The organism is Streptomyces sp. NBC_01669 (assembly GCF_026339735.1).
Lineage (GTDB): Bacteria > Actinomycetota > Actinomycetes > Streptomycetales > Streptomycetaceae > Streptomyces > Streptomyces yanii.
This window is the reverse complement of record NZ_JAPEQG010000002.1, coordinates 738888-760870: the sequence shown is the minus strand read 5'-3', so window position 1 is coordinate 760870 and position 21983 is coordinate 738888. Positions and strand designations below refer to the sequence as shown.

The window sequence follows — 21983 nt, the reverse complement described above, 5'->3', positions numbered from 1 at the left end:
CTCCTCCGCGCCAGGGGCGGCCGTTCGCATTCCGGGCCCAGTCCCTGCCCGGGACCTCATGCCATTGCTTCGGCAGACGCTGCATCCTCGGCCGGACGGCATGTCTCGAAGGTCTGCAGGTGGGCGATGGCTCCGTAGAGGGCGGTGTCCCACACCTCCGGCAGTCTTCAGCGGGTCGTTACCGGCTCGGGTTCTTGCTCCGCGCTCGAGGCGACCCTGTCCCGGCCCCTACGGCTGCCTCGTGCGGCAGTGCCTGCACAGGGCGGCTGCAGGGAGGTCGCCCCGGCCTTGAGCAATGGGGCACCCGGCCTGAGCAAGCAGCCGCGGGGCAAGGCACTGCAAGCCGGCCAGGCCCGGGACCGGATCCCGGGCCGACGTCCACCACTCGGTTCGAAGGTCAGTCACTGCTGGCCCTTCAGCTCGAAGAGCTTCTCCACGTGCTCTGCCGGCTTCCGGACGGCGCCGACGCGTGGCGTGACGCGCCGTTGGCGGCACTCTCCATCAAAGAGGACCATATAGGCCCTTATTGACGACAGCTCCGTCGAGAATCCGCACACTTACTAACACAAGAGGACTAGATCGTCCTTGACGATGAACCGCATTACGGCTTGAATCGATAGTAGTCCTTGGGTACCGGCGTCTCCCCCCGGCTGGAACCCAAGGACCGCCACGACGTCTGCGGTCAGCACGATGCCCATGCAGGCCGCTCGTCCCTGCGAGACGGCAGTAGTGCGGGCACCGCGGGTGAAAATTGATGTCGGCGGTCCGCGGCGCCCGCACGGGCCTTCAATTTTCTGCCGTCTGCCGATCCTGGTGGTTAATTCGTTCAGGCGGTGAGGGCGAGGTCGAGGCGGGCGAGATGGCTTGTCTCGCGAGTCAGGTGGCCCTGGGGAAAGGCGAGCGGGTGCAGCGAACTGCGGGATCGGGCGGGTCCGGCGCGGGTGATCCCCCCGGCAGTCCGCGGTTCGTCGGCCGGCGGGCCGAACTGGCCTCGCTCACCGCTGCGTTGACCGGCCCCGCGACGCTTGTCCTGGTCGAGGGCGAGGCGGGGATCGGCAAGAGCCGCCTGGTGCGGGAGGCGCTGAAGGCCTCGGACATCCACGGACCGCGTTTCCTGACGGCCGTCTGCCCACCGTTCCGCGAGGCGCTGACCCTCGGCCCGGTCGTGGAGGCCCTGCGCCACGGCAGCGCCTCTGTCGCCGGCCTGCGGCTCTCGGCGCTGGCGGGCACCCTGCGTCCGCTCTTCCCGGAGTGGGCGGACATTCTGCCGTCGCCGCCGGAGCCGCTGGCCGATGCCAGCGCGGCCAGGTTCCGGCTGCTGAGCGCGCTAGCGGAGCTCCTGGCGGGCCTCGAGGTCGAGGTGCTGGTCGTGGAGGACGTGCACTGGGCCGACGAGACCACCCTGGACTTCCTGATGCTGCTGGCGTCCCGCAGCTCCATGCCGCTGACCCTGGTGCTGACGTACCGTCCGGAGGACGTGGAAGCTGACTCGTTGCTGCTGCGGCTGTCGTCGCGGCTGCCCGCGGGCGGCCTGGTGCGGCTCCACCTGGGCGGGCTGCCGGTGCCGGCGACGGCCGAACTCGTCTCGTCCATGCTGGACGACGAACACGTCTCCGACGCCTTCGTCGCGTTCCTGCACGACCGCACTGAGGGAGTGCCACTGGCCCTGGAGGAGTGCGTGCGGCTACTCAGGGACCGCACGGACGTCGTCCGCCAGGGCGGTGAGTGGGTGCGGCGGACGCTCGGCGACATCGTCGTACCGCCGACGATCCGGGACGCCGTCGCCGAGCGCGTCGTACGGCTGGGACGCGATGCGCAGCAGATGCTGCTGGCCGCCGCCGTCCTGTCCGACCCGGCGGAGGACACTGTGCTGGCCGCTGTCGCCGGACTGCCGGAGCAGCGGGCGGCAGCGGGGCTGGAGGAGGCGCTGTCCAGCAGCCTGCTGACCGAGGACGCCTCCGGCCGGGTCGCCTTCCGGCACCGGCTGGCGGCCAGGGCGGTCTACGACAGGGTGGCGGCCACCGCACGCCGCAGGACGCATCGCCGGGCCGCGCAGGTCCTGGCGGAGCAGGCCGGCCCACCGGTGGGCCGGCTCGCCCGCCACTTCCGGGAGGCGGGCGACACCGTCCGATGGCGACAGTACGCCGAACAGGCCGCCGACCTCGCGTTGGCGTCGGGCGACCATCTGGCAGCGGTCACCTCGCTGCACGCACTCATCACCGACCCCGGTTGTCCGGCAGCGGACGTAGCGCCGCTGGTACGGAAGATGCCGCTGCACGCCTTCACGGGCTACTCCCGGCGCGACGAAGTCGCCGCCACACTGCGCGCTCTCCTGGACGGCGGCCCCCTCGGCGGGCCGGAACGCACGGAACTCAGGACGCAGATCGCCAGGATGTTCATCTACAGCGGAGAGCACGCGGCGGCGGCGGCCGAACTGGAACGGGTGGTCCCCGAGCTGACCGACCGGACGTACCCGGTGATCTGGGCGATGACCGCGCTGGGCGTGCCGGTCGGCACATCCTGGCCGGTGCAGGTGCATCTGGGCTGGCTGGACCGCGCGGAGCAGGCCCTGGAGCAGTCGTCCGTCACGCCGGTCGAGCGGCTCTCCTTGGTGGTCGACCGGATGACCGCCCTGCTGGACCTGGGCGAGGAGCGGGGAGTGGCGCTCGCCGACGGACTGGGTACCGACGAGTCGGATCCGCAGATCGCCCAGCACCTTGCCCGCGGCGCGCTCAACGCGGGCCACAGTGTGATGAAGTTCGGGCACTACGCGGACGCACGTCGCCGGCTCACGGCAGCCGTGGACATCGCCGGCCGCCACGACTACCAGCGCCTGAAGGACCTGGCGGTCGTCACCCTGATCCACCTGGACTGGTACGCCGGGCGCTGGGACGGTCTTGAGGACCGGCTCGCCGAATGGCTGGATGTGGATGGTGAGCCGCTGATCCGCCTGGACGCCCGGCTGGTGCACGCCCGCCTGCGCGCCGCACGCGGGCAGGGGCAGGCGTCCGTGGAGGCGGATCTGCGGGCGGTACGCGACGAGTGCGTGCGCCGCGGACTGACCGACATCGCGGTCGAGGCGTCCGGAGCCCTGTCCGCACTGGCGCTGACCGCGGGCGCGCTGGACGAGGCACTCGCGCTGACCGAGGAGCCGGTGGCCCGCCTCGCCCGCAAGGGACTGTGGCTGTGGGCCGTGGACGTGGTCCCGCCACGGGTCGCGGCACTGGCCGGGACGGGCGCACAGGCGGAGGCGGAGCTGCTGACCGCCGGGTTCGAAGAGGGACTGCGGGGCCGCCGCCGGCCGCGGCAGGCGGCGGCGCTGCTGATGTGCCGGGCGGCGGTTCACGCCGGACGGCAAGAGTTCCCGGAGGCGGCCGCCGCGTGGGAGAAGGCGGCGCGTGCGTGGCAGGCGCTGCCCGCGCCCTACGAGGAGCTGCGCTGCCGTGAGAATCGCGCGCAGTGTCTGCTGGCGGCCGGCCAACGGGAACAAACCGGTGGCGAACTGGAGTACGTGCGGAGTGAGTTCAGCAGGCTGGGCGCCGGGCGCGACGCCGAACGAGTGCTGCGTCGGCTGCGCGCGAGCGACGTGGCGCACCGCGTCGTGTGGCGTGGCGGGCGACGGGGATACGGCGACCAGCTGTCGCCGCGCGAGCTGGAAGTGGTCGGGCTGATGCTCGAGGGCCTGACCAACCGTGAGATCGCCGCCGCGCTGTCGCGCTCTCCCAAGACGGTGGCAGCGCAGCTCAATTCGGCGATGCGCAAGCACGAGGTGTCGACGCGGACGGCGCTGGCCGTCCGGATCACCCAGGAGCGGGCGACGGCCGGGACGACGGCCGAGGAGACCTGACCGGTGGGGCGGTTTCGGGGCGACTTGCCCACCGCAACCGCCCCGTCTCCGCAGTTCTTTAGGCCATCTGCCTAATTGCTACGGGCGTTCGGCTTGTAGATACTCGCGTTTGTCAGATGACGCGGCCCTGCCAACGGGCCCTCGAGGATTGGTGTGGATGAGTACTGCAGAGCGCCCCTGTTCCATCCCCGACGACTCGGTTTGCGTCGAATCCGACGTCGCGGGCGAACCTTTGCCCGCCCTGGACCCCGTACCGGACCTGGGGCCGGCAGGCGAACGCCCCAGCGGCTACGAGCCGTTGTAGTTCGGCGCAGCCCACCGCCCCTACGGCACAGGGCCCGATCCCACCCTACGAAAGGGCTTCCTCTCCATGTTCAGACATGGGCGCGCAAGCGCACCTGTCTCGGCGCTGCTGGCCGGCTGTCTCGGCCTCGGCATGCTGATAGCCGGCCCGACGTCCGCCCTGGCGGCCTCTCCCGCACAGAGCGCGACGGTCCAGGCCTCGTCCCAGCAGCGGACGGACGCCGACCACCTGGCGGTGCCGCCCCAACTCGCCTCCTCCCTGCCCGCCTACACCCCCGCCGGCTGCAACGCACCCGATCCCTCCCGGAACCGCGCGCGCTGCCAGGCGATGATCGCCACCAACTCCGAGCACCGGGTCATGGCGGACACCGACGGACCGGTGCCCACCTCGCTGACGCCGAAGGACATCCAGGACGCCTACCGGCTCCCCGACGGCGGCGAGGGCCAGACCGTGGCCCTGGTCGACGCCTTCGGATACTCCAAGGCGGAGGAAGACCTCGCCCACTACCGGGAGCAGTTCGGGATGCCGGAGTGCACCTCCGCGAACGGCTGCTTCCGCAAGGTCGACCAACGCGGCGGCACCGACTACCCCGCGGACGACGCCGGTTGGGCCGGGGAGACCGCTCTCGACCTCGACGCGGTCTCCTCGGTGTGCCCCAAGTGCCACATCCTGCTGGTGCAGGCCGACATCAGCAGCGTCGACGATCTCGGCGCGGCTGCCGAGACCGCCGTCCGGCTCGGCGCGAAGTTCGTGTCCAACTCCTACGGTGTCCCCGGCGAGTTTCCCGAAGAGACGGGGATGACGCACTACGACCACCCGGGCGTCGTCGTCACCGCCGCCTCCGGTGACGACGCGGAAACGGTGCTGTGGCCGTCCTCCGACCCCAACGTCGTCGCGGTCGGCGGCACCAGGCTCACCCGCGCCCCGGAGACCGACCGGGGCTGGACCGAGGCGGCCTGGAACAGGGCGGGCAGCGGCTGCTCGCTGTACGAACCGCAGCCCGCGTACCAGACGGATCTGGCGACCGACTGCGCCATGCGCGCCACCGCGGACATCGCCGCCGACGCCGACCCGGCCAGCGGCCTGGCCGTGTACGACACCCTGGGCGAGAACGGCTGGCTCCAGATCGGCGGCACCAGCCTGGCCTCGCCGCTCGTCGCGGCCATGTACGCCCTCGCCGGCACCCCGGCCGAGGACGCGCACCCCGTCACGTACCCGTATGCCGACCAGGGCAACCACCTCTTCGACGTGACCCGGGGCAGCAGCGGCACCTGCGCCACCGTGCTCTGCGACACGGGCCCCGGATGGGACGGGCCGACCGGCCTCGGCACTCCGAACGGCGTCGAGGCGCTGAAGCAGGCGCCGCACGGCACGGTCATCGGCCACGTCACCGACCGAGTCACCGGCGCTCCGCTGTCCGGGGCGAGCGTCGTGCTGACCGGCAAGGACAACGGGCTCACCTTCCACGGCAGCACAGACAGCTCCGGCGCCTACCATGTGTCGGCCGCGGCCGGCGCCTACGGTGTGACGGCGAGCGGGTACGGTTACGGCACGTCGAGCCCCGAGGACGTGACCGTCGCGTTGAACAGCACCCGCAGCCTGGACATCTCCCTGGCCAAGGTGCCGAGCGAGAAGATCACCGGAGAGATCACCGACGGGTCGGGCCACGGCTGGCCGCTGTACGCCAAGGTCACCGTCGACGGCTACCCGGACGGCCCTCTCTACACCGACCCGAAGACCGGCGCCTACTCCGTCGAACTGCCGCAGCAGGCCGACTACACCCTGCACGTGACGCCGGTCTACCCGGGCTATGAGACGACCACCGCGCGGGTCTCCGTCGGCACCTCCGACGTGCGGCGTGACGTGAGCCTCGGCGCCGACCTGAAGCAGTGCGGCGCGCCCGGCTACGCCTACCCGGCTCAGACCGACTTCGAGAACTGGTCCGGCACAACTTCCCAGCACGACTGGACGGCCGCCGACAACGGCGCCTCCGGACACGCCTGGGAATTCGACTCCGGGCAGTGGAACCTCACCGGCGGCACCGGAAACTTCGCCGCGGCCGACCCGTTCGACCACGGCGGCGCGGCCGAGGACGCGGTACTGACCACGCCCGCCATGGACCTGACGCACAACGAGGAGAGCCTGCAGTTCGACACCGCGTTCCTCGGGAACGCCGACACCACCGCGGATGTCGCCCTCAGCACCGACGGCGGCGAGACGTGGGCATCGGTGTGGCACAAGGGCGGCAGCGGCGTCCAGGTCCGGGGCCACGTCTCCCTCCCGCTGACCGCCGCGCGCGGCCACGACGACGTCAAGGTCCGGTTCCACTTCACGGGCAAGGGTCAGACGATCTGGGAACTGGACAACATCACGGTGGGAACCTGCGGCCCGGTCGCCGGCGGCCTGGTCTCCGGCACCGTCCGCGACGGCAACACCGGCCGACCGATAGACGGCGCGACCGTGACCGCCGTCGGCCCGGCCGAGAGCACCGTCGGCACGGCGGCCACCCCGGACGACCCGAACCTGTCCGACGGCTTCTACTGGATGTTCCGCAAGGACCCCGGCGAGCACACGTACACCACGGCGGCCAACAGGTACACCACCGCGACCACCACCGCCACCACCGCCGCGGACGCGGTCACGACCCAGGACATCACCCTGCGCGCCGGGCAGCTGACGGTCACCCCGGACACGGCCCTGCTCAACGGCCGGATAGGGGACCACTCCGGGAGGACCAACGGCACGGTCACCCTCACCAACACCGGGCACGCCCCGCTGCACATCACCCTGGGTGAGCAGAACACCGGCTACACCACGCCCGATGGGAAGGACCCGGCCCTCGGCAAGGGCGCCCCGCGACAGTATGTGAAGGGCACCTTCCCGACCGGCCCGATCACCGGGGGCGCGGGCGGCCACACGGACCCGGCACCGGACCCGGCCGGCGGCACGGTCCCGACCCCGGACAGTTGGCAGTCCCTGCCCAACTACCCCGAACAGATCATGGACAACGCCATCGCCAGCTACCAGGGCAAGACGTACTCGCTCGGCGGCGAGGAAAGTCTTTTCCGTGGCCGGGAATCGGCGCACGCCTACGTGTACGACCCGGCCACCGCCGCCTGGAGCCGGATCGCCGACCTGCCGCAGACGCTGTCGGCCTCCTCGGCCGCCTTCGTCGACGGCACACTGTACGAGACCGGCGGCTGGGGCCTCAGCCCCGACGGCACCAAGGCGCTGGACGTCAAGGCGACCTACGCCTACGACGCCGCGAAGAACACCTGGTCCCGAAAGGCCGACCTGCCCACGGCCCTGGGCTCCGCGACCACCGCCGTGCTCGACGGCCGGCTGTACGTCATCGGCGGCTGCTCCGCAGGGTGCACCGCACCGGAATCGGTGGTCTACCGCTACTCCCCGCAGTACGACCGGTGGACGCGGGTGGCCGACTTCCCCGTGGCCGTGCAGTGGAGCGCGTGCGCCGGACTGGTCAAGGAGATCGTCTGTGCCGGCGGTGTCACCCGTAGCCCGGAGGGCGACTCGGTCGCGCTGAGCAGCACGTACGCCTACAACCCGCACACCGACGCCTGGACCCGGCTCACGGACCTGCCGCACGCGCTGTGGGGCAGTGTGGCCAACGGTGCCAACGGCGAGCTCCAGGTCGCCGGCGGCGTGGTGTTCCCAGGCGGGCACGCCAGCATCACCAACGAGACCCTGCAGTACGACCCGGTGACCAACACATGGGGCAACCTGCCCAACGCCCCGTCGCCGGCCTTCCGTTCCAGCGGCACCGGCTGCGGCCTCAACGAGGTCGGCGGGGCGACGTTGCTCAGCTTCTTCCCCACGGGCACGGCTTTGGCCAGTACCCTGCCGGGCTACACCCAGTGCGGCGGCGAGCAGGTCTCCTGGCTCTCGGAGAACAAGACCTCGATCGTCCTCGCTCCGGGTCAGTCGGCGCATGTGCTGATCTCCGCCGACGCCACCGTGCTCCCCGACCCCGGTGACTACCGGGCCAACCTTGACCTCACCACCGACAGCCCGTACGTCTACAAGCCGGTTGCGGTCACCTTCCACGTAACCGAGTCCCAGCATGACCCCGGAATCTGACGGCCTCTCGAATCCGGCATCCGAAGCACAGTGACCAGGACGCTCCCGGCCCTCCCCGGCCGGGGGCGTCCCCATGTCGCAGTCCGGCGCACGTCACTGATCCGGCAGCGTTTCGTCACCGGTGGCGGGATTCACTGAGCGCAACGCGTGCCCGTACCGGGTCGCACGCGCCCCGGTAATTCCCGTCCGAGACACAGTAAGTGACAGACCATCACCTGGGCTCAGGAGACATGCGCCGGCGTCATCTGCTCGCCGGCGGACTGGCGTCCGTCGCCACCACAGAGATGGCCGCCCCCGCGCTGGCGGACGAGCGGGCGAGCGGGCAGCAGGCACCGGCGCCGGAAACGGCCGCCGGGACGGACGACCTCGTCCCGCCGGGGGAACTGCTCGGATACAGCCTGCCGCTCAGCCCGCGCGGGGCCGCCAACATCGTTTCCGCCCCGCCGTGGCACTACGCCGGTGACGTGATCGGTGTCGAGTTCTGGACCTCGGACGACGCCGCCAGTGCGGCGCTGCCGGCGGGGGCTGACCCTGGACCCGTCGACCAACGGCCACGGATACGCGCTCTTTATCGACTGGCAGTTCTCCGGCGACCACCAGGAGTACCTGGACCCGACGCGCAGTCCCCCGGCTGACCGCTGGGCAGTACGACAACCCCTCCGCGCACGAGCTCACCCAGTCCGTGCTGGACGACCCACAGGTCGCGGACCTGTGGACGGGGAGCGGGCAGCTGTCGTCCTGGATCTGCCTGCTTCTGCCGGTTGAAGAGACGCGGAGGTCGACGGCGGGCACATCGAGAGGTGCCCCCTCTGGAGGCAGGTGCAGGGCGTTGTCACGTTGTCGGGTGTGTGGGTGTCTGACGGCGTGTCGGGGCATGGTGGGCCCGCGGTCCGGGCCTGTGTACAGGCCGTGGTGGGCCGGCCGACAGCGCCAGTGATCTGGTCCCAGATGGCGAAGCGGATGGTCATCTCGGCTCGGTGGTCGGGGGCGCTCATCAGGTGGCGGTGGGGCCGGAAGTGGGGTGAGATGCCACTGAACGCGGACAGGAACCGCTGGGCCCCGCCGGGGGCTTGTAAAGAATCAACGCGTTGCTTTGGGGGCTCTGGCGCGTTGGTCTGGTATGCGCATACCGAGTGAGGTTCGTGATCAACTCGCCCTGAGGTTCGGGGTGTTGTTTCCGCATCTGGATGAGCGGCAGCAGCGGCTGGCGCTGGCCACCGAGGCCCGGCTGCTGGGCCATGGCGGGGTCCGGGCCGTCGCGCGCACTGCGGGCGTGAGCGAAACGACGGTGCGGAAGGGGGTCTTCGAGCTGGAGGGCGGCGAGGATCCGCTGCCCGGGTGGAGGGTTCGCCGCTGTGGTGGCGGGCGCAAGAGTGCCGAGGAGCTGGACCCGCGGCTCGTTCCGGCTCTGCTGGCGCTGGTCGAGCCGGACGAGCGGGGTGATCCCATATCGCCGTTGCGCTGGACGACCAAGTCGCTGCGGCACCTGGCCGAGGAGCTCGCCGGGCAGGGGCATCCCGTCTCGGCGCCCACGGTGGGCCGGCTGCTGCGGGAGAACGGCTTCAGTCTCCAGGTCAACGCCAAGACTCTGGAGGGCAGGCAGCACCCTGACCGGGACGCCCAGTTCCGCTACATCAACGAGCAGGTCAAGCAGCACCAGGGTGCCGGGGAGCCGGTCATCAGCGTGGATGCCAAGAAGAAGGAGAAGCTCGGCCAGCTGCCCAACGCCGGCCGTGAGTGGCGCCCGAAGGGCGAGCCGGTCAAGGTGGAGGACCACAGCTTCTTCTTCTGTGCCCGGCCCGACGCCGAGCAGGCCATTCCCTACGGTGTCTACGACCTCACCGCCGATACCGGCTGGGTCAACGTCGGGTGCGACCACGACACGGCCGCCTTCGCGGTCGCGTCCATCCGCCGTTGGTGGCAGGCTCGCGGACGAGACGACTACCCGCAGGCCACCCGGTTGCTGATCACCGCGGACGCGGGTGGCTCCAACGGTTATCGCAGCCGGGTCTAAAAGGCCGAACTGGCCGCGCTGGCCGCCGAGACGGGCCTGAAGATTACGGTGTGTCACTTTCCGCCGGGTGCTTCAAAATGGAATAAAATTGAGCATCGGCTGTTCTCCCACATCACGATGAACTGGCGCGGCCGGCCGCTGACCAGCCACGAAGTCGTCGTCCAGACCATCGCCTCAACCCGGACCCGCACCGGGCTACGGGTCGAGGCCGCCCTGGACACCGGCGCCTATCCCACCGGCGTCACGGTCGGCACCGACCGCATGAAGGCACTTCCCCTCGAGCCGCACACCGAGCGCGGCACCTGGAACTACACCATCCGCCCCGCGGACAAGCCCACCGTCCCGGCGGCCCCCGGGAAGGCCCCGCTGCTGGAGCGGGCAGCGGACCTTGAGCTGCTGTCCGACCCGCGCCTGACCGGGATGAACCACGAAGAACTGGACGCGATGGCCCGGCGCCTGGCCCCCGCCCAGGCCGCACGGCGCGAAGAACTCCGCCACCAGCAGCGCGGCGGGAAACGCCGCCAGGTACCGGGAGCCCACGGCCGGTCCCTGCTCTCGGCCAGGGACCGCCTCCTGATCACCGTCCTGCATCTGCGGCAGGTGTGCGCCCAGAAAGTCCTGGCCGAGATCCTCCAGGTCACCCCGCCGGCGATCGGCCAGGCAATCAGGGAGACCCGGCCTGTGCTGGACGAGCACCACTACGCCATCACCCCCACCGCCTTGCACTTCACCCAGGCGCAGGAGGTCCTCGCCTTCGTACGGACTGGCTCCGCCACCCCGCCCCGGCGGTCGGACATCTCCACGGTGCTGACCGACCCGTCACTGACCGGCATGAGCCGCGAGGACCTGCAGAAACTGACCGATCGGCTGCTGGTGAGGTATACGGCCCTGCGGGAACGGCGCCGCTACCAGCGGCGCGGCGGGCCGCGTCAGCCCGGGACGAACGGAGGCGCCTTCCACCAGAAGATCCTCCACGCGGAACGCATCCTGATCGCAGTCCTCCACCAGCGCACCGTATGCACCCGACAGGTACTCGCTGACCTGTTCGACGTCACCCCGCAGACCATCGGCACCATCTTCCGTGACCTCCGCCCCCTCCTGGAGGAAGACGGCCACCTCCCGACACCGGCCACGCCCTTCCGCACCGCAGCGGACCTCCTCGCCTCCGTGGCACCACCCGAAAACGCTCCGCAGAAGGCCGAATCACCACGTTGATTTTTTACAGCCCCCGACGGAACGAAAGCCTTTCATCGCCCGTTCGCGTTGCCTGGTGGGCTGGTGGCTGTTCTCGGCCCGGTTGTTCAGTCCCTTGTGCGAACGGTGCTCGGCCGACGGCATCGCCTCGCGGTGGGCCGCGCCGTAGGAGCGGAGCTTGTCCGTGACGACCACCCTCGGCACCGACCGGGTCTTCTTCATCAGCCTGCGGAAGAAGCGTCGGGCGGCGGCCTTGTCCCGCCGGTTCTGGACGAGAATGTCCAGGACGTTGCCGTCCTGGTCGACGGCCCGCCACAGATACTTCAGCCCCCCGTTGATCCTGACGAACATCTCGTCCAGGTGCCACTTGTCCCCGGGCCGGGGCCGGCGGCGGCGCAGTCGGTTCGCGTAGGCCTGGCCGAACTTGGCGCATCAGCGGCGCACTGTCTCGTAGGAGGCGATGACGCCTCGCTGGAGCATCAGCTCCTCGACCTCGCGGAAGCTGAGCGGGAACCGGAAGTACAACCACACGCAATGGGAGATCACCTCGACCGGGTACCGGTGACCCCTGTACGACGGCGACATGCTCCCCACGGACGGCCCCTCCCAACGTGATCAACCAGAAGATCATCCCACCCGGTCAGTCAACGTGACAGCGCCTCTCGGCGAGGTCACCGGCGGCCCACACGACGGAGTCGTCCTCGTCGATCTGCCAGCGAGTTGTGTCCCACCGCTACCAGCCGATCTCGGGCACGTTCAGTCGCGACAGTACGGGAAAGCGTGCCCCACGCCGCGCGCGAGTCCCTAGTCGAAATACGCCGGAAACCCCTTCCGTGAAATCCCAGGATGCGCGCACGGCGAAAGGAAAAACAGCGACTCCGCGTAGACGTCCTGTAGATGGTCTCGTGATTGGCTTGTCCGTACGGAATAACCTGGGGATTGAGAACCATGCACTCTGCGGATGTTAGAAAAACGTGCCGCTCGGCTCCGGATGGACATGCCGGAACCAGCGGCAGCGCCCCGGCAGCAGGGCCCGCCACGGGCCGAGGGCAGCTCGACCCGGAGTCCGCCGCCTGGGTGGACGCGCTCGAGGGCGGTCGAGGGCCGCAGTACGAGCAGGCCTGCACGCAGCTGTACGAACTGCTGGTGCGGATCGCCATGGACGAAGTGTTCCGCCGGGGTCCTCGTTACCGAATTACCGGGCCCGAGCTGAACGATCTCGCCCACCAGGCGGCCGCCGACGCACTGATGAGGATCACGCACAAAATCCAGGAATTTCGAGGCGACGCCAAGTTCACCACATGGGCGTTCCGATTCGTCGTACTTGAAGTGTCCAGCAAGCTGGGCCGTCATTTCTGGCGTGTTTCAAATGCACGGTTCGACTTGAACGAATGGGTGCAAGTGCCCGACCGCTCCGGTATCGACCCCGTCACCCACTGGCAGGCGCGAGAGCTGGTCGAAGCCGCGCGCGACGCAGTCGAGACAGCACTGAGCGCCCGCCAGCGGCAGGTCTTCACCGCCGTCGTCAACGGGGTCCCCCTGGAAACGCTCGCCAGTGAGCTGGAGACGAACCGTAACGCGCTCTACAAGACGATGTTCGACGCCCGTAAGAAACTGCGAGCTCAGCTGATAGCCAGCGGACATCTCAGCGCTGCAGGCTGATGCAGCGGCGACGACGTCGGCCCGGGCAGTGCTGACCAGGGGGCTCGCACCGCAGCCGCAGACGTCCCGGGGGCTTGGCAGTCGTCCTCTCGGCGCGGACGAGAGAGACTGCGCCGCCAGAACTCACCTTCCCGAAGGGCCGGAGGTAGGAAATCGCCCCCCGGGCGCTCACCTCCGAAGGGGCCCACAGGGGCCGCCCCGGACTAACAAGGACGGCGGCGTTCATCGAGAAGACGGCTGCCTACCTGGTGCTCCTGGGACATACACCTGAGCGAGTACGTACCGAGCGCTTCGGCGACAGTGGAGGTTGATATGGGGTCCGTAGAGGTCGGCGGCACAGATGCGGACGGTACCCACGCCGGGTATGTCGACGGAAACGCGCTCGCAGGGTCCCTGTCCGAGGTCTTCGTCTTGATGTGACCGCCGCGACGAGCCGATGAGCCAACTGCGGCTGCATAGGTCCCCTCGCTCGCCTACACGTGTACAGGCATGCACCGGGCCTCGGCAGCGACGTGGAAGGACACGTTCTCGGCATGTGGCAGCCGGGCCGGGCAGGAAGGCCGGCAATAGATGCCAGTGGTGTGAACCGCGGTGACGAACTGGCCGTCGTAGCGTCGGTCCTTGTCTGTGACGGCCTGATAGCAGGTGCCGAAGTCGGTGTGCATGGTCCGCCGTGTTCTTGGGTCGAGCAGGCATGTCGAACTGGCCTCAAGAGGCAGCGGCTGCCTGAGAAGTGTGTCGTGGAACGAACGCGCTCGTGGAGCTGCGAACGTGGGCTCAGCTGCGAGCGAAGGATTCGATGTGGTCCAGGGCCATGTCCAGCGCGACGGCCATCGGCTCGGAGCTGTGAGCGTTCTGCGCAAGCACGTAACCACCCTGCAGGGCAGCCAGCAGACCAGTACCCAAGCGTTGTGGGTCCGCGTCCTCGGCGAGTATGCCGAGGACGCGGACCCGGGTCAGCGTTTCGACGAGCATCCGCCGCCAGGCATCGATTGATGCGTTGAGCGCTTGGCGGGACTGCTCATCGTTGTCGGACAGCTCAACCGACATCGCGCCCAGCGCGCACCCGTACGAGCCGTCCTGCAGCGAGTTGGCCTGTACCAGGGTGTCACGCCAGCGGCGCAGACCGGTGAGGGTCTTCACGCCGCGCAGGCGCTGTTCCTCGCGGGCGAGGACGAACTTCGACTGCACGTCGATCACCGCGTGGATCAGCACGAGTTTGTCCTCGAAGTGGTTGTACAACTGGGACTTACTGGTGCTGCTGGCCAGCCGGACGTCATCGAGGGTGGTGGCGTTGACGCCCTTGACATAGAACAGCTTGGCTGCCGAATCAACGATCCGTGAACGGGTCTCCAGGCCGCGTGGCGTGCGGCGTGTACCGCTGGTTCCGGGCACGGTGTCTCCCTCGGGCATGTTACTCACTCGTGCTGCTTGGCCGCGGAGTGCGTCACAACCGCGGTGACCTCGATCTCCAAGCGGAGACTGGGCCGGATCAGTTGTGGCACCACTGCGAGCATATAGGCCGGTCGGTGAGAGATGACGTCCTTGCGAACCTTCACGTTGGCGTCGATGTCGTCGCGGTCTGTGAGCCAGGACCGGACCTGAACGATGTCGCTCAGTTCGGCGCCCGCGCACCGCAGCGCCTCGCACACGTTGTCCGAGGCTTGCCGGGCCTCCTCGGCGAAATCTTCCGGCCGGGTTCGGTCCGGCCGCAAATCCCGGGGTGCCGGACAGGACGACCTGCGTGGCGCCGGCCGGGATCGCGACCGCATCGGAGTAGGTGCCGATGTGGCGCGACACCCTGGCGTCGATGAACGGTGTTGCGGCGGTCATATCAGCGAAAACCATCTCGTAGATGGACGCGAGGTGGAGGCGCAGGCAGATCCGAGAGATCTTGCGTTCGTTTCAGTCCAGCCTCACCTAAGTTTGGTCTAAATAGTCCATTCAAGCGATCGATCAGGCCCGAGCTGGCCTGGCTCGAGGCGGCTTAAACTCCCTCGTTCCGACCGGTCGAATGGCTCACGGCGTGGCCTTAATATGGCTCTGACCTGCAAGTTTACTGATTCGATGCGACATTGACCCGCTTGCATTCAGTGTGGCCGACTCGGCCTGCCTGGAGGAGGGGTTGCGTAGAAGTTTGTGGTCTGTATAGTCCTTCTTATGCGTGTTCCGTGGCGAAGAGATCCGGAACTCGGCGCCGACGGAGTCACCCCTCGCAATGCAGGTCACCAGGCGCCCGGCGCAACCGACGCCACCGGCCAGGTTGCGGCCAGCGCAGGTAAGGCCTGCGGCGGAGCTCTGAAGCACTACGAGCCCGACTTGGGCTCGACGACAACTACTCACACCCCGACCGGAGGTCGATTCGCTGTGTCACGACTGAACGTTCCCCCTCTAGAAGATGTACCCGCCGGCGCGCAGGGGATACTCGACAACGTTGGTGCGCAGCTCGGCTTCGTCCCGAACATGTTCAAGACCATCGCGTCGAACCCGACCGTTCTCGAGGTTGTCACGACTCTGCAAGGCACCTTGAGCCGGGTTCTGGATGCGAAGACCCGGCACAGCATCGCGCTGGCCGTGTCGCAAGCCAACGGCTGCAGTTACTGCCTGGCGATCCACACCTACGTCGCGACCGAATTCGGCGGCATGTCAGGCGACGACATCGAGCTCGGCCGCGCCGGGAGCTCGGTCGATCCCAAACGCGCCGCGGCCGCTCGCTTCGCGCAACGGGTGGTCGACAGCCGCGGGCAGGTCAGCGACGCCGAGCTCGCGGGTGTGCGAGGCGCCGGGTACACCGACCCGCAGATCCTGGCGATCGTCGCGGTTACAGTGCAATTCCTGCTCACCAACTTCATCAACAACGTCAACCAGACCGACCTCGACATCCCCGCAGTCGGCTCGGTCGATACGACCGTGGCCCAGTGAGCCCGCACCCGGAGCCGACGGCGCCCGACGCGGCACGCGGGAGCGCGATCGAGCATGTGTTCCGCGCCCGGCACGAAGTCGTGCTGGCCCAGGACGCGGACAAGATCGCCAACCTCTACGCGGCAGACGGCGTCATCGAAACACCCACCGCAGTGCTTTCGTCGGGAGACATGGGCTCTGCCGTGGTCCGGGGCCGCGATTCGATCCGTGCCTTCTTCGTCGCGAAGGGGTCTTCGAGAACTGGGTGACGTACCGGGACCTACCTCACCGACGGGCATCAGTTGACCTCGGAGTACCCGCGCCAGACACCGACGGGCGAACAGACCCGCCTCGTCGAGTCCACGGACATCGTCGACCCACTCATCGCGCGTCATCTCGTCTGTTGGGGCTGGGTCGGCTTTAAGAAGCTCCACGCCGCCGCCAACAACACCCCACCCACCGGTTGATCGCCGGAACCCTCGACGCGGCCTCGGCACCCAGCCGGCAAACCCCTCACTGACTCAACGATCATTCAGGAAAGGCTCGACATGCCGGGCTCCGAACTCTATGAGAAATTCATGGCGCTCCACACCCGCGACGGTGGCCTCGTCATGCCGAACGCATGGGACGGCCTCTCGGCGCTGATGCTGGCCGATGCCGGCTTCGAGGCGATCGCGACATCGTCTGCGGCCATCGCCGCCACGCTCGGCCGCCTCGACGGGCGTCACGAAGTCACCCGCGAAGAGCACCTTGAGCATGCGCGGCTGCTCGGCCGCCTCACCGGGCTGCCCGTCAACGGAGACTTCGAGGACGGTTATGGCGACATGCCTGAAGACGTCGCCGCGACCGTTGAGGCCGCCGTGGAGTCTGGCCTGGCCGGTATCGGGGTGGAGGACACCTCGGGCAATCCCGATCAACCGATCCGCGACTTCGACGAAGCAGTCAATCGCGTACGTAGCGCCGTCGACGCTTCCAAGGGGCGCATCGTCGTTACCGGCCGCACCGACAACTTCATCCAGGGACGGCCCGATCTTGACGACACCATTCGGCGTCTGACGGCCTTCGCTGAGGTCGGCGCGGATGTGGTCTACGCGCCGTTCCCACCCGACCTCGACGCACTCGTCGCGATCGTCACCGCGGTCGCCCCGACACCGGTCAACGTCCTGGTGTCTCCGTCGGACAAGGTGCTGACCGTCGCTGAACTGCAGCAGGCCGGGGTCAAGCGCATCAGCTTGGGTCCGTTGCTCTACACCAACGCGATGGGGGCACTCGAACAGGCCACGAAGGCGCTCCTCGCGGGCGACCTCGCCTCGGCGACGACAGGTATGAGCTTCGAGCGTATTAGCGAACTGCTTGCCCGCGGCAAGAACTAACCCAAACCCTACGAACCACCGCTCCTCATCTACTGATTGCAAGAAGAAGGCAGGTTGACATGGATCTCGACAAGCTCATGAACAAGCACCTCACCAGGGCTTTCGACCTCAGTAAGACCATCCCGGAAGAAACCCTTCAGCAGCTGTTGAGGTTCCTGCGCTCCGCGCCGACATCGGTGAACATCCAGCCCAACCACTTCTACGTCCTCGCTACGGCCGAAGGCAAGAAGCAGCTCACGGACAACCTGGGCGAACGATTCCAAGACAACAGCGAGAAGATCCTGAACGCGTCGCACACCATCATCCTCACCACCCGGGCAGATGTGCCCGAAAGCCACCTCGAAGACGTATTCAACAAGGAGAGCGCTGACGGTCGGTTCCCCGATCCGGCGAAGAACGCGCTGTGGCAGTCGATGACCCGCGACTTCCTCAACCTGCGCAACTACAGCTACAAGGACCTGAACCACTGGATGGAAAAGCAGACCTACATGGTGCTGGGCATGACCATGATGGCGGCCGCTGAGCTCGGCGTCGAAGCGACGCCGCTCGAGGGATTCGACCCGACCAGTGTCGACAAGGCATTCAAGATCCGCGAAACCGGACACACCACGACGGTGCTGCTGACCCTCGGCTACCCCGACCCCGCGAAGGTGTACAACAGCCCGATTTCGCGCTTCGAAGCCGACCGGCTGTTCACCTTCGTCTAAACATCCCCGGCATCGGGAACGACTGTGGCCGAAGTCCGCAGGCCGCGGACACCTCGGTCCTCGATGTCGGCCCACCCCGGACAACCAGACCGGCGGCAGGCGCCGCCGGTCATCACGGCCCGCGCGATGTCGGTCGCGGGTCGCCGGCCGGCGCCCCAATCGTTGGTGGCCCGGATGACCCAACGGCGTCGGCGGACCTCCCACTCGCCCGGCATCGGGTTCTCGACCTGCACCGTGGGGTCGTCGAACGACTCGGCGAGGAACTGCTGGTGGTAGGCGTCGACGAGATCCAGACCGCGCCAAAGCGGGCCTCCATCTCGTCGACGCCGATCGGGTCGGACAGCGCCTCGACGTCCACGGCGTACCGCTCGTCGAGCGCCGCGGCCTCCGTGGCACGCCCTTGACCTCAACAGGTTCAAGCAGGTGGTGGCGAGAGCGAAGGAGGCGCGGACTGATGCCGACCTGCCGTCGGCGGCAACGCTGCTGTCCGAGGCCCTGGGGATGTGGAACCGGTCGGTCGGACTGAGTGAGAGAACAAAGATCTACTGTGAAGGCGTGCGGAGTGTCCAGGTCGACACTGCTGCCTGCTTTGGGTTTCCGGCCCGTACCTCCTGGTCGGACTGAGTGAGAGGACAAAGATCTACTGTGAAGGCGTGCGGAGTGTCCGGGGCCGAGAAGGAAGTCGCCCTGCTGGAGTTGCCTGAACCGTCATCTCCCGGGTCTGGTCAGATCCTGGTGGCGGTTGAGGCGGCCGGGGTCGGCCCGTGGGACCAACTGCTAAACGGCGCTGGCTGGGACGTGGGGCTGCGCCCCCCGGCGGCGCTGGGTGTGGAGGGCGCGGGCAAGGTGCTGGCCGTCGGCGCGGGTGTCGCCGGGTTTGCCGTAGGCGACCGGGTGCTCGCACACGAGGCCCCGCTGCCCGGGGGAAGCGGCTTCTGGGCGGAACGCGTTCTGATCAACGCGGATCACGCGGCAGCCTGCCCACCCGGGCTGGACGCCGTGCACGCGGCGGCACTGCCGGTCAACGGGCTCACCGCGTTGCAGGCCCTGGAGAAGCTGGACCTCAGCCGAGGACAGCGGCTCCTGATCACCAACGGAGGCGGGGCCACCGGAGCCCTGGCCATCCAGCTCGCCGCGGCCAAGGGCATCGAAGTGACCGCGACCGCGTCTGCTGCCGCCGCAGAGCGCCTGCGTGGTCTGGGTGCGCTGGAGGTTGTCGACTACCACGACTCGGATTGGGCGGGTCGGGTTCGTGGTGGGTTCGATGGTGCGCTGATCGCTGCTGGTGGTACCGCGCAGGCCGCGCTGTCGCTGGTGCGGGACGGTGGGCGTCTGGTGTCGCTGACCTCGGACGCGCCAGCGGGAGAGCGTGGTATCACCAGCACGGACCTCTACGTCCGGCCTGATGCCGCTCAGCTTACCCATCTGGCGGAGGCGGTCGTGGAGGGGAAGCTGAAGCAGAACGTGGAAGCGCTCCCGTTGAGTGAGGGGTCGGCCGCTTTCGCCCGGGTGTCCGCCGGGCAGGCCGGCGGCAAGAAGATCGTGCTCACCTGAGCACATCCACGACGGGGCGTCGCCCGGCCCTGACACCGACTCACAGCACCCGCCGGACACGGCACGGCCGCGTGCGCAGCCGTGCCCACCAGGCGAGGGCGCATCAGGCGGTCGGGCCGGTTCACGGTGGCGCCACGGGGGGCGCCGACCGCCGGTCGGGTTCCGGGCTCCGGGACACGGTCCCCGGAACCGCGCGGATGCGATCACTGACCGGGGTGTCGGCGGACAACGGGCGCCCAACGCGATCGGGAAGCCCGCGCAACAGTGCAGAGCGAGCAGCCAGGGCTTCCGCGGACCAGGCCATCGGCCCGCTGTACCGCACACTCGAAAGAGACTGCGCCGTGACGGCCCAGGAGGCGGGGCACACAGACGCGGCAGGAAAGGTTGAGGAGCGATGGGAATAATCACTGAGGACATGCGACAGATCGTCACCAGCGCCAAGCTGGCGTTCGTTGCGACGGTCTGCGAGGACGGCTCTCCGAACCTCTCCCCGAAGGGGTCCGTGCGCGTCTACGACGACGATCACCTGGTATTCATGAACATGGCCTCGCCCAATACGGTGGAGAACCTGCGGCACAATTCGCGGGTTGAGGTCAACGTGATCGACTTCCTGCTCAGGCGGGGATACCGCTTCAAGGGAACAGCCGAGATCCGCGGGGAAGGCGACCCGGTGTACGACTGGTCCCGCCAGTGGGTGCTGAACACCCACGGCGATCCCATCTACCCGTGCCACGAGGCCGTACTGATCCGGGTGGACCGGGTGCTGCGGGTGGACTCTCCGGCGTACACGTTCGGGCACGCGAACGAGGACGACCTGAAGCGTGAGTGGGCCGCCAACTACGGTGTGGCATAAGTTTGATGCGACATCGGGCCGTCTGTACCCCATGGTGATGCCCATGGCGATCTTGTAGCAGGTCTGCAGGAGCAGGAGCAGGAGCAGGAGCAGGGTCGGGGACTGGCGCGGTGGCGCTGCCCTTGCCGATAACCTCATCCGCCCTGGTGGGGGTGGGTGTGCCGGGTTTCGCGGATGCCGACAGTGATCGCTCAAGCAAGGGCTCTCGCGCTGCCGGCGGTCACTGCGGCATCATGATCGACCGTGCTGCTGCGCCTGGCTTACCTCGGTGTGACGAACACGTTCGCCACGCTGCGCCTGCTGCCGATGGGCGACAGGGACAAGGACCTCGAGATCCTCGCCCTGCGCCACCAACTGTCGGTGCTGGAGCGTCAACTCGGTAAGGAGAAGGTGCGGTTCAGCCCGAGCGATCGGGCGTTTCTGGCGGCGCTGCTGCACCGGCTCCCGCTGGACGTACTGCGCCGGCTACGGCTGCTCGTTCAGCCGGACACCGTGCTGCGCTGGCACCGCGACCTGGTCGCACACCGCCACGCTGCCACGTCACGCCCGAAACGACCGGGACGGCCGCGTACCGTGCAGTCCATCCGCGTTCTTGTCCTGCGCCTGGCACGGGAGAACCCCAGCTGGGGCTACCGCCGCATCCACGGCGAACTGATGGTCCTCGGCGTGAAAGTGGCCGCCTCCACCGTCTGGGAGATCCTGAGGGACGCCGGGATCGACCCGTCACCCGAACGGAGCTCGAGTACCTGGGCGGACTTCCTGTGTTCCCAGGCCGAGGCCCTGCTGGCCTGCGACTTTCTGGAGACGGTCTCCTTGTCCGGGGCGCGGCTGTTCGTGTTCGCGGTGATCGAGCACGGCAGTCGCCGGATCCGCATCCTGGGTGCGACCGCGCACCCGTCCAGCGCTTGGGTGGTGCAGGCCGCGAAGAATCTGGTCATGGACTTGGAGGACACAGGCTGCCGGGCGCGGTTCTTGATCCGGGACCGGGACGGAAAGTTTTCCGACCTGTTCGACACGGTCCTGCGGGATGCGGGGATAGAGGTCGTACTCAGTGGCGTCCAGATGCCGCGAATGAACTCGATCATGGAACGCTGGGTGCAGACCTGCCGACGCGAACTGCTGGACCGCACCTTGATCTGGAACCAGCGACATCTGATCCACGCCCTGCGCGAGTTCGAACACTTCTACAACGGGCACCGACCCCATCAGGGCATCGCCAACGCCCGTCCGCTGTACCCGCTGCCCACGCCGATCACCGATCCGCACGGGATAACCCGCCTGGACATACGACGACGCGACCGCCTCGGCGGCACTCTCCACGAATACCAACATGCAGCCTGACCTCGGTGGATGAGGTTTTCGGCAGGGGCAGGGATCTTGGTGGTTAATTCCAACTGCCCTGCACTGAAGTCGAGTTGGCAGGGATCGAGATGGCTGGCGGAGTCGGTCGTGGGCGTGCCTGTGCGCCAGGGGTGG

General features: G+C 68.3%; 16 protein-coding genes and 3 pseudogenes. 14 read left to right on the top strand and 5 right to left on the bottom strand.

The genetic code is table 11. The annotated features are described in order from the left end of the window. The first annotated feature begins 904 nt into the window (after positions 1 to 904). The 4 genes from OG972_RS44430 to OG972_RS44415 all read left to right on the top strand — a co-directional run bounded on the left by OG972_RS44430 (position 905) and on the right by OG972_RS44415 (position 8884). Entirely contained in the window at positions 905 to 3847 is a 2943-nt protein-coding gene (locus OG972_RS44430; RefSeq protein ID WP_266992224.1) for an AAA family ATPase, read from the top strand. Positions 3848 to 4004: 157 nt separating this feature from the next. Then, complete coding sequence (locus tag OG972_RS44425; RefSeq protein ID WP_266992223.1) at positions 4005 to 4151, top strand: hypothetical protein; 147 nt, start codon at positions 4005 to 4007, stop codon at positions 4149 to 4151. Positions 4152 to 4217: 66 nt separating this feature from the next. After that, positions 4218 to 8249, top strand: coding sequence for a carboxypeptidase regulatory-like domain-containing protein (locus OG972_RS44420; RefSeq protein ID WP_266992222.1), 4032 nt, complete (start codon positions 4218 to 4220; stop codon positions 8247 to 8249). Between the two features lie 230 nt (positions 8250 to 8479). Beyond that, entirely contained in the window at positions 8480 to 8884 is a 405-nt protein-coding gene (locus tag OG972_RS44415; protein WP_266992221.1) for a hypothetical protein, read from the top strand. Between the two features lie 270 nt (positions 8885 to 9154). On the opposite strand, the pseudogene OG972_RS44410 reads toward OG972_RS44415, so the two are convergent. Beyond that, positions 9155 to 9361: pseudogene (locus tag OG972_RS44410) on the bottom strand (IS6 family transposase); the annotation flags it as partial. A gap of 8 nt (positions 9362 to 9369) precedes the next feature. On the opposite strand from OG972_RS44410, the pseudogene OG972_RS44405 reads away from it, so the two are divergent. Further along, a pseudogene (locus tag OG972_RS44405) lies at positions 9370 to 11478 on the top strand (ISAzo13 family transposase). Here the strand turns inward: OG972_RS44405 and OG972_RS44400 are convergent. Continuing rightward, positions 11470 to 12042: pseudogene (locus tag OG972_RS44400) on the bottom strand (IS6 family transposase); the annotation flags it as partial. The pseudogenes OG972_RS44405 and OG972_RS44400 overlap by 9 nt on opposite strands. Before the next feature lie 492 nt (positions 12043 to 12534). On the opposite strand from OG972_RS44400, the gene OG972_RS44395 reads away from it, so the two are divergent. Beyond that, positions 12535 to 13119, top strand: a complete 585-nt coding sequence (locus OG972_RS44395) for a sigma-70 family RNA polymerase sigma factor (RefSeq protein WP_266992220.1) — start codon at positions 12535 to 12537, stop codon at positions 13117 to 13119. A gap of 473 nt (positions 13120 to 13592) precedes the next feature. On the opposite strand, the gene OG972_RS44390 is transcribed toward OG972_RS44395, so the two are convergent. The 3 genes from OG972_RS44390 to OG972_RS44380 form a co-directional block, all read right to left on the bottom strand. Further along, positions 13593 to 13784 (bottom strand): Ada metal-binding domain-containing protein, encoded by a 192-nt coding sequence (locus OG972_RS44390; protein ID WP_323135986.1) that lies wholly within the window; start codon positions 13782 to 13784, stop codon positions 13593 to 13595. A gap of 112 nt (positions 13785 to 13896) precedes the next feature. Beyond that, on the bottom strand, positions 13897 to 14514 hold the full coding sequence (locus tag OG972_RS44385; protein ID WP_266992219.1) for a TetR/AcrR family transcriptional regulator: 618 nt from the start codon (positions 14512 to 14514) through the stop codon (positions 13897 to 13899). 23 nt (positions 14515 to 14537) lie between these two features. Continuing rightward, on the bottom strand, positions 14538 to 14891 hold the full coding sequence (locus OG972_RS44380) for a Rid family hydrolase (protein ID WP_266992218.1): 354 nt from the start codon (positions 14889 to 14891) through the stop codon (positions 14538 to 14540). Positions 14892 to 15486: 595 nt separating this feature from the next. Between OG972_RS44380 and OG972_RS44375 the strand changes: the two genes are divergently transcribed. The 8 genes from OG972_RS44375 (at position 15487) to OG972_RS44340 (ending at position 21848) form a co-directional block, all read left to right on the top strand. Then, positions 15487 to 16041 carry a carboxymuconolactone decarboxylase family protein gene (locus OG972_RS44375; RefSeq protein WP_266992217.1) on the top strand — a complete coding sequence of 185 codons (555 nt, stop codon included), beginning with the start codon at positions 15487 to 15489 and terminating at the stop codon, positions 16039 to 16041. Further along, positions 16038 to 16289: a hypothetical protein gene (locus OG972_RS44370; RefSeq protein WP_266992216.1), complete on the top strand. Its 252-nt coding sequence runs from the start codon at positions 16038 to 16040 to the stop codon at positions 16287 to 16289. Before OG972_RS44375 ends, OG972_RS44370 begins: the two co-directional genes overlap by 4 nt. 33 nt (positions 16290 to 16322) lie before the next feature. Then, the gene (locus OG972_RS44365) at positions 16323 to 16487 is read left to right on the top strand and encodes a hypothetical protein (protein WP_266992215.1); all 165 of its coding nucleotides are present in this window, start codon (positions 16323 to 16325) and stop codon (positions 16485 to 16487) included. A gap of 81 nt (positions 16488 to 16568) precedes the next feature. Continuing rightward, entirely contained in the window at positions 16569 to 17393 is an 825-nt protein-coding gene (locus OG972_RS44360; RefSeq protein WP_266992214.1) for an isocitrate lyase/phosphoenolpyruvate mutase family protein, read from the top strand. Between the two features lie 59 nt (positions 17394 to 17452). Beyond that, on the top strand, positions 17453 to 18100 hold the full coding sequence (locus OG972_RS44355; protein WP_266992213.1) for a nitroreductase family protein: 648 nt from the start codon (positions 17453 to 17455) through the stop codon (positions 18098 to 18100). 660 nt (positions 18101 to 18760) lie between these two features. Beyond that, positions 18761 to 19654 carry an NADP-dependent oxidoreductase gene (locus OG972_RS44350; protein WP_266992212.1) on the top strand — a complete coding sequence of 298 codons (894 nt, stop codon included), beginning with the start codon at positions 18761 to 18763 and terminating at the stop codon, positions 19652 to 19654. Between the two features lie 394 nt (positions 19655 to 20048). Then, entirely contained in the window at positions 20049 to 20507 is a 459-nt protein-coding gene (locus OG972_RS44345; protein WP_266992211.1) for a pyridoxamine 5'-phosphate oxidase family protein, read from the top strand. Positions 20508 to 20750: 243 nt separating this feature from the next. Further along, on the top strand, positions 20751 to 21848 hold the full coding sequence (locus OG972_RS44340) for a helix-turn-helix domain-containing protein (protein WP_266992210.1): 1098 nt from the start codon (positions 20751 to 20753) through the stop codon (positions 21846 to 21848). Positions 21849 to 21983: the final 135 nt, after the last annotated feature.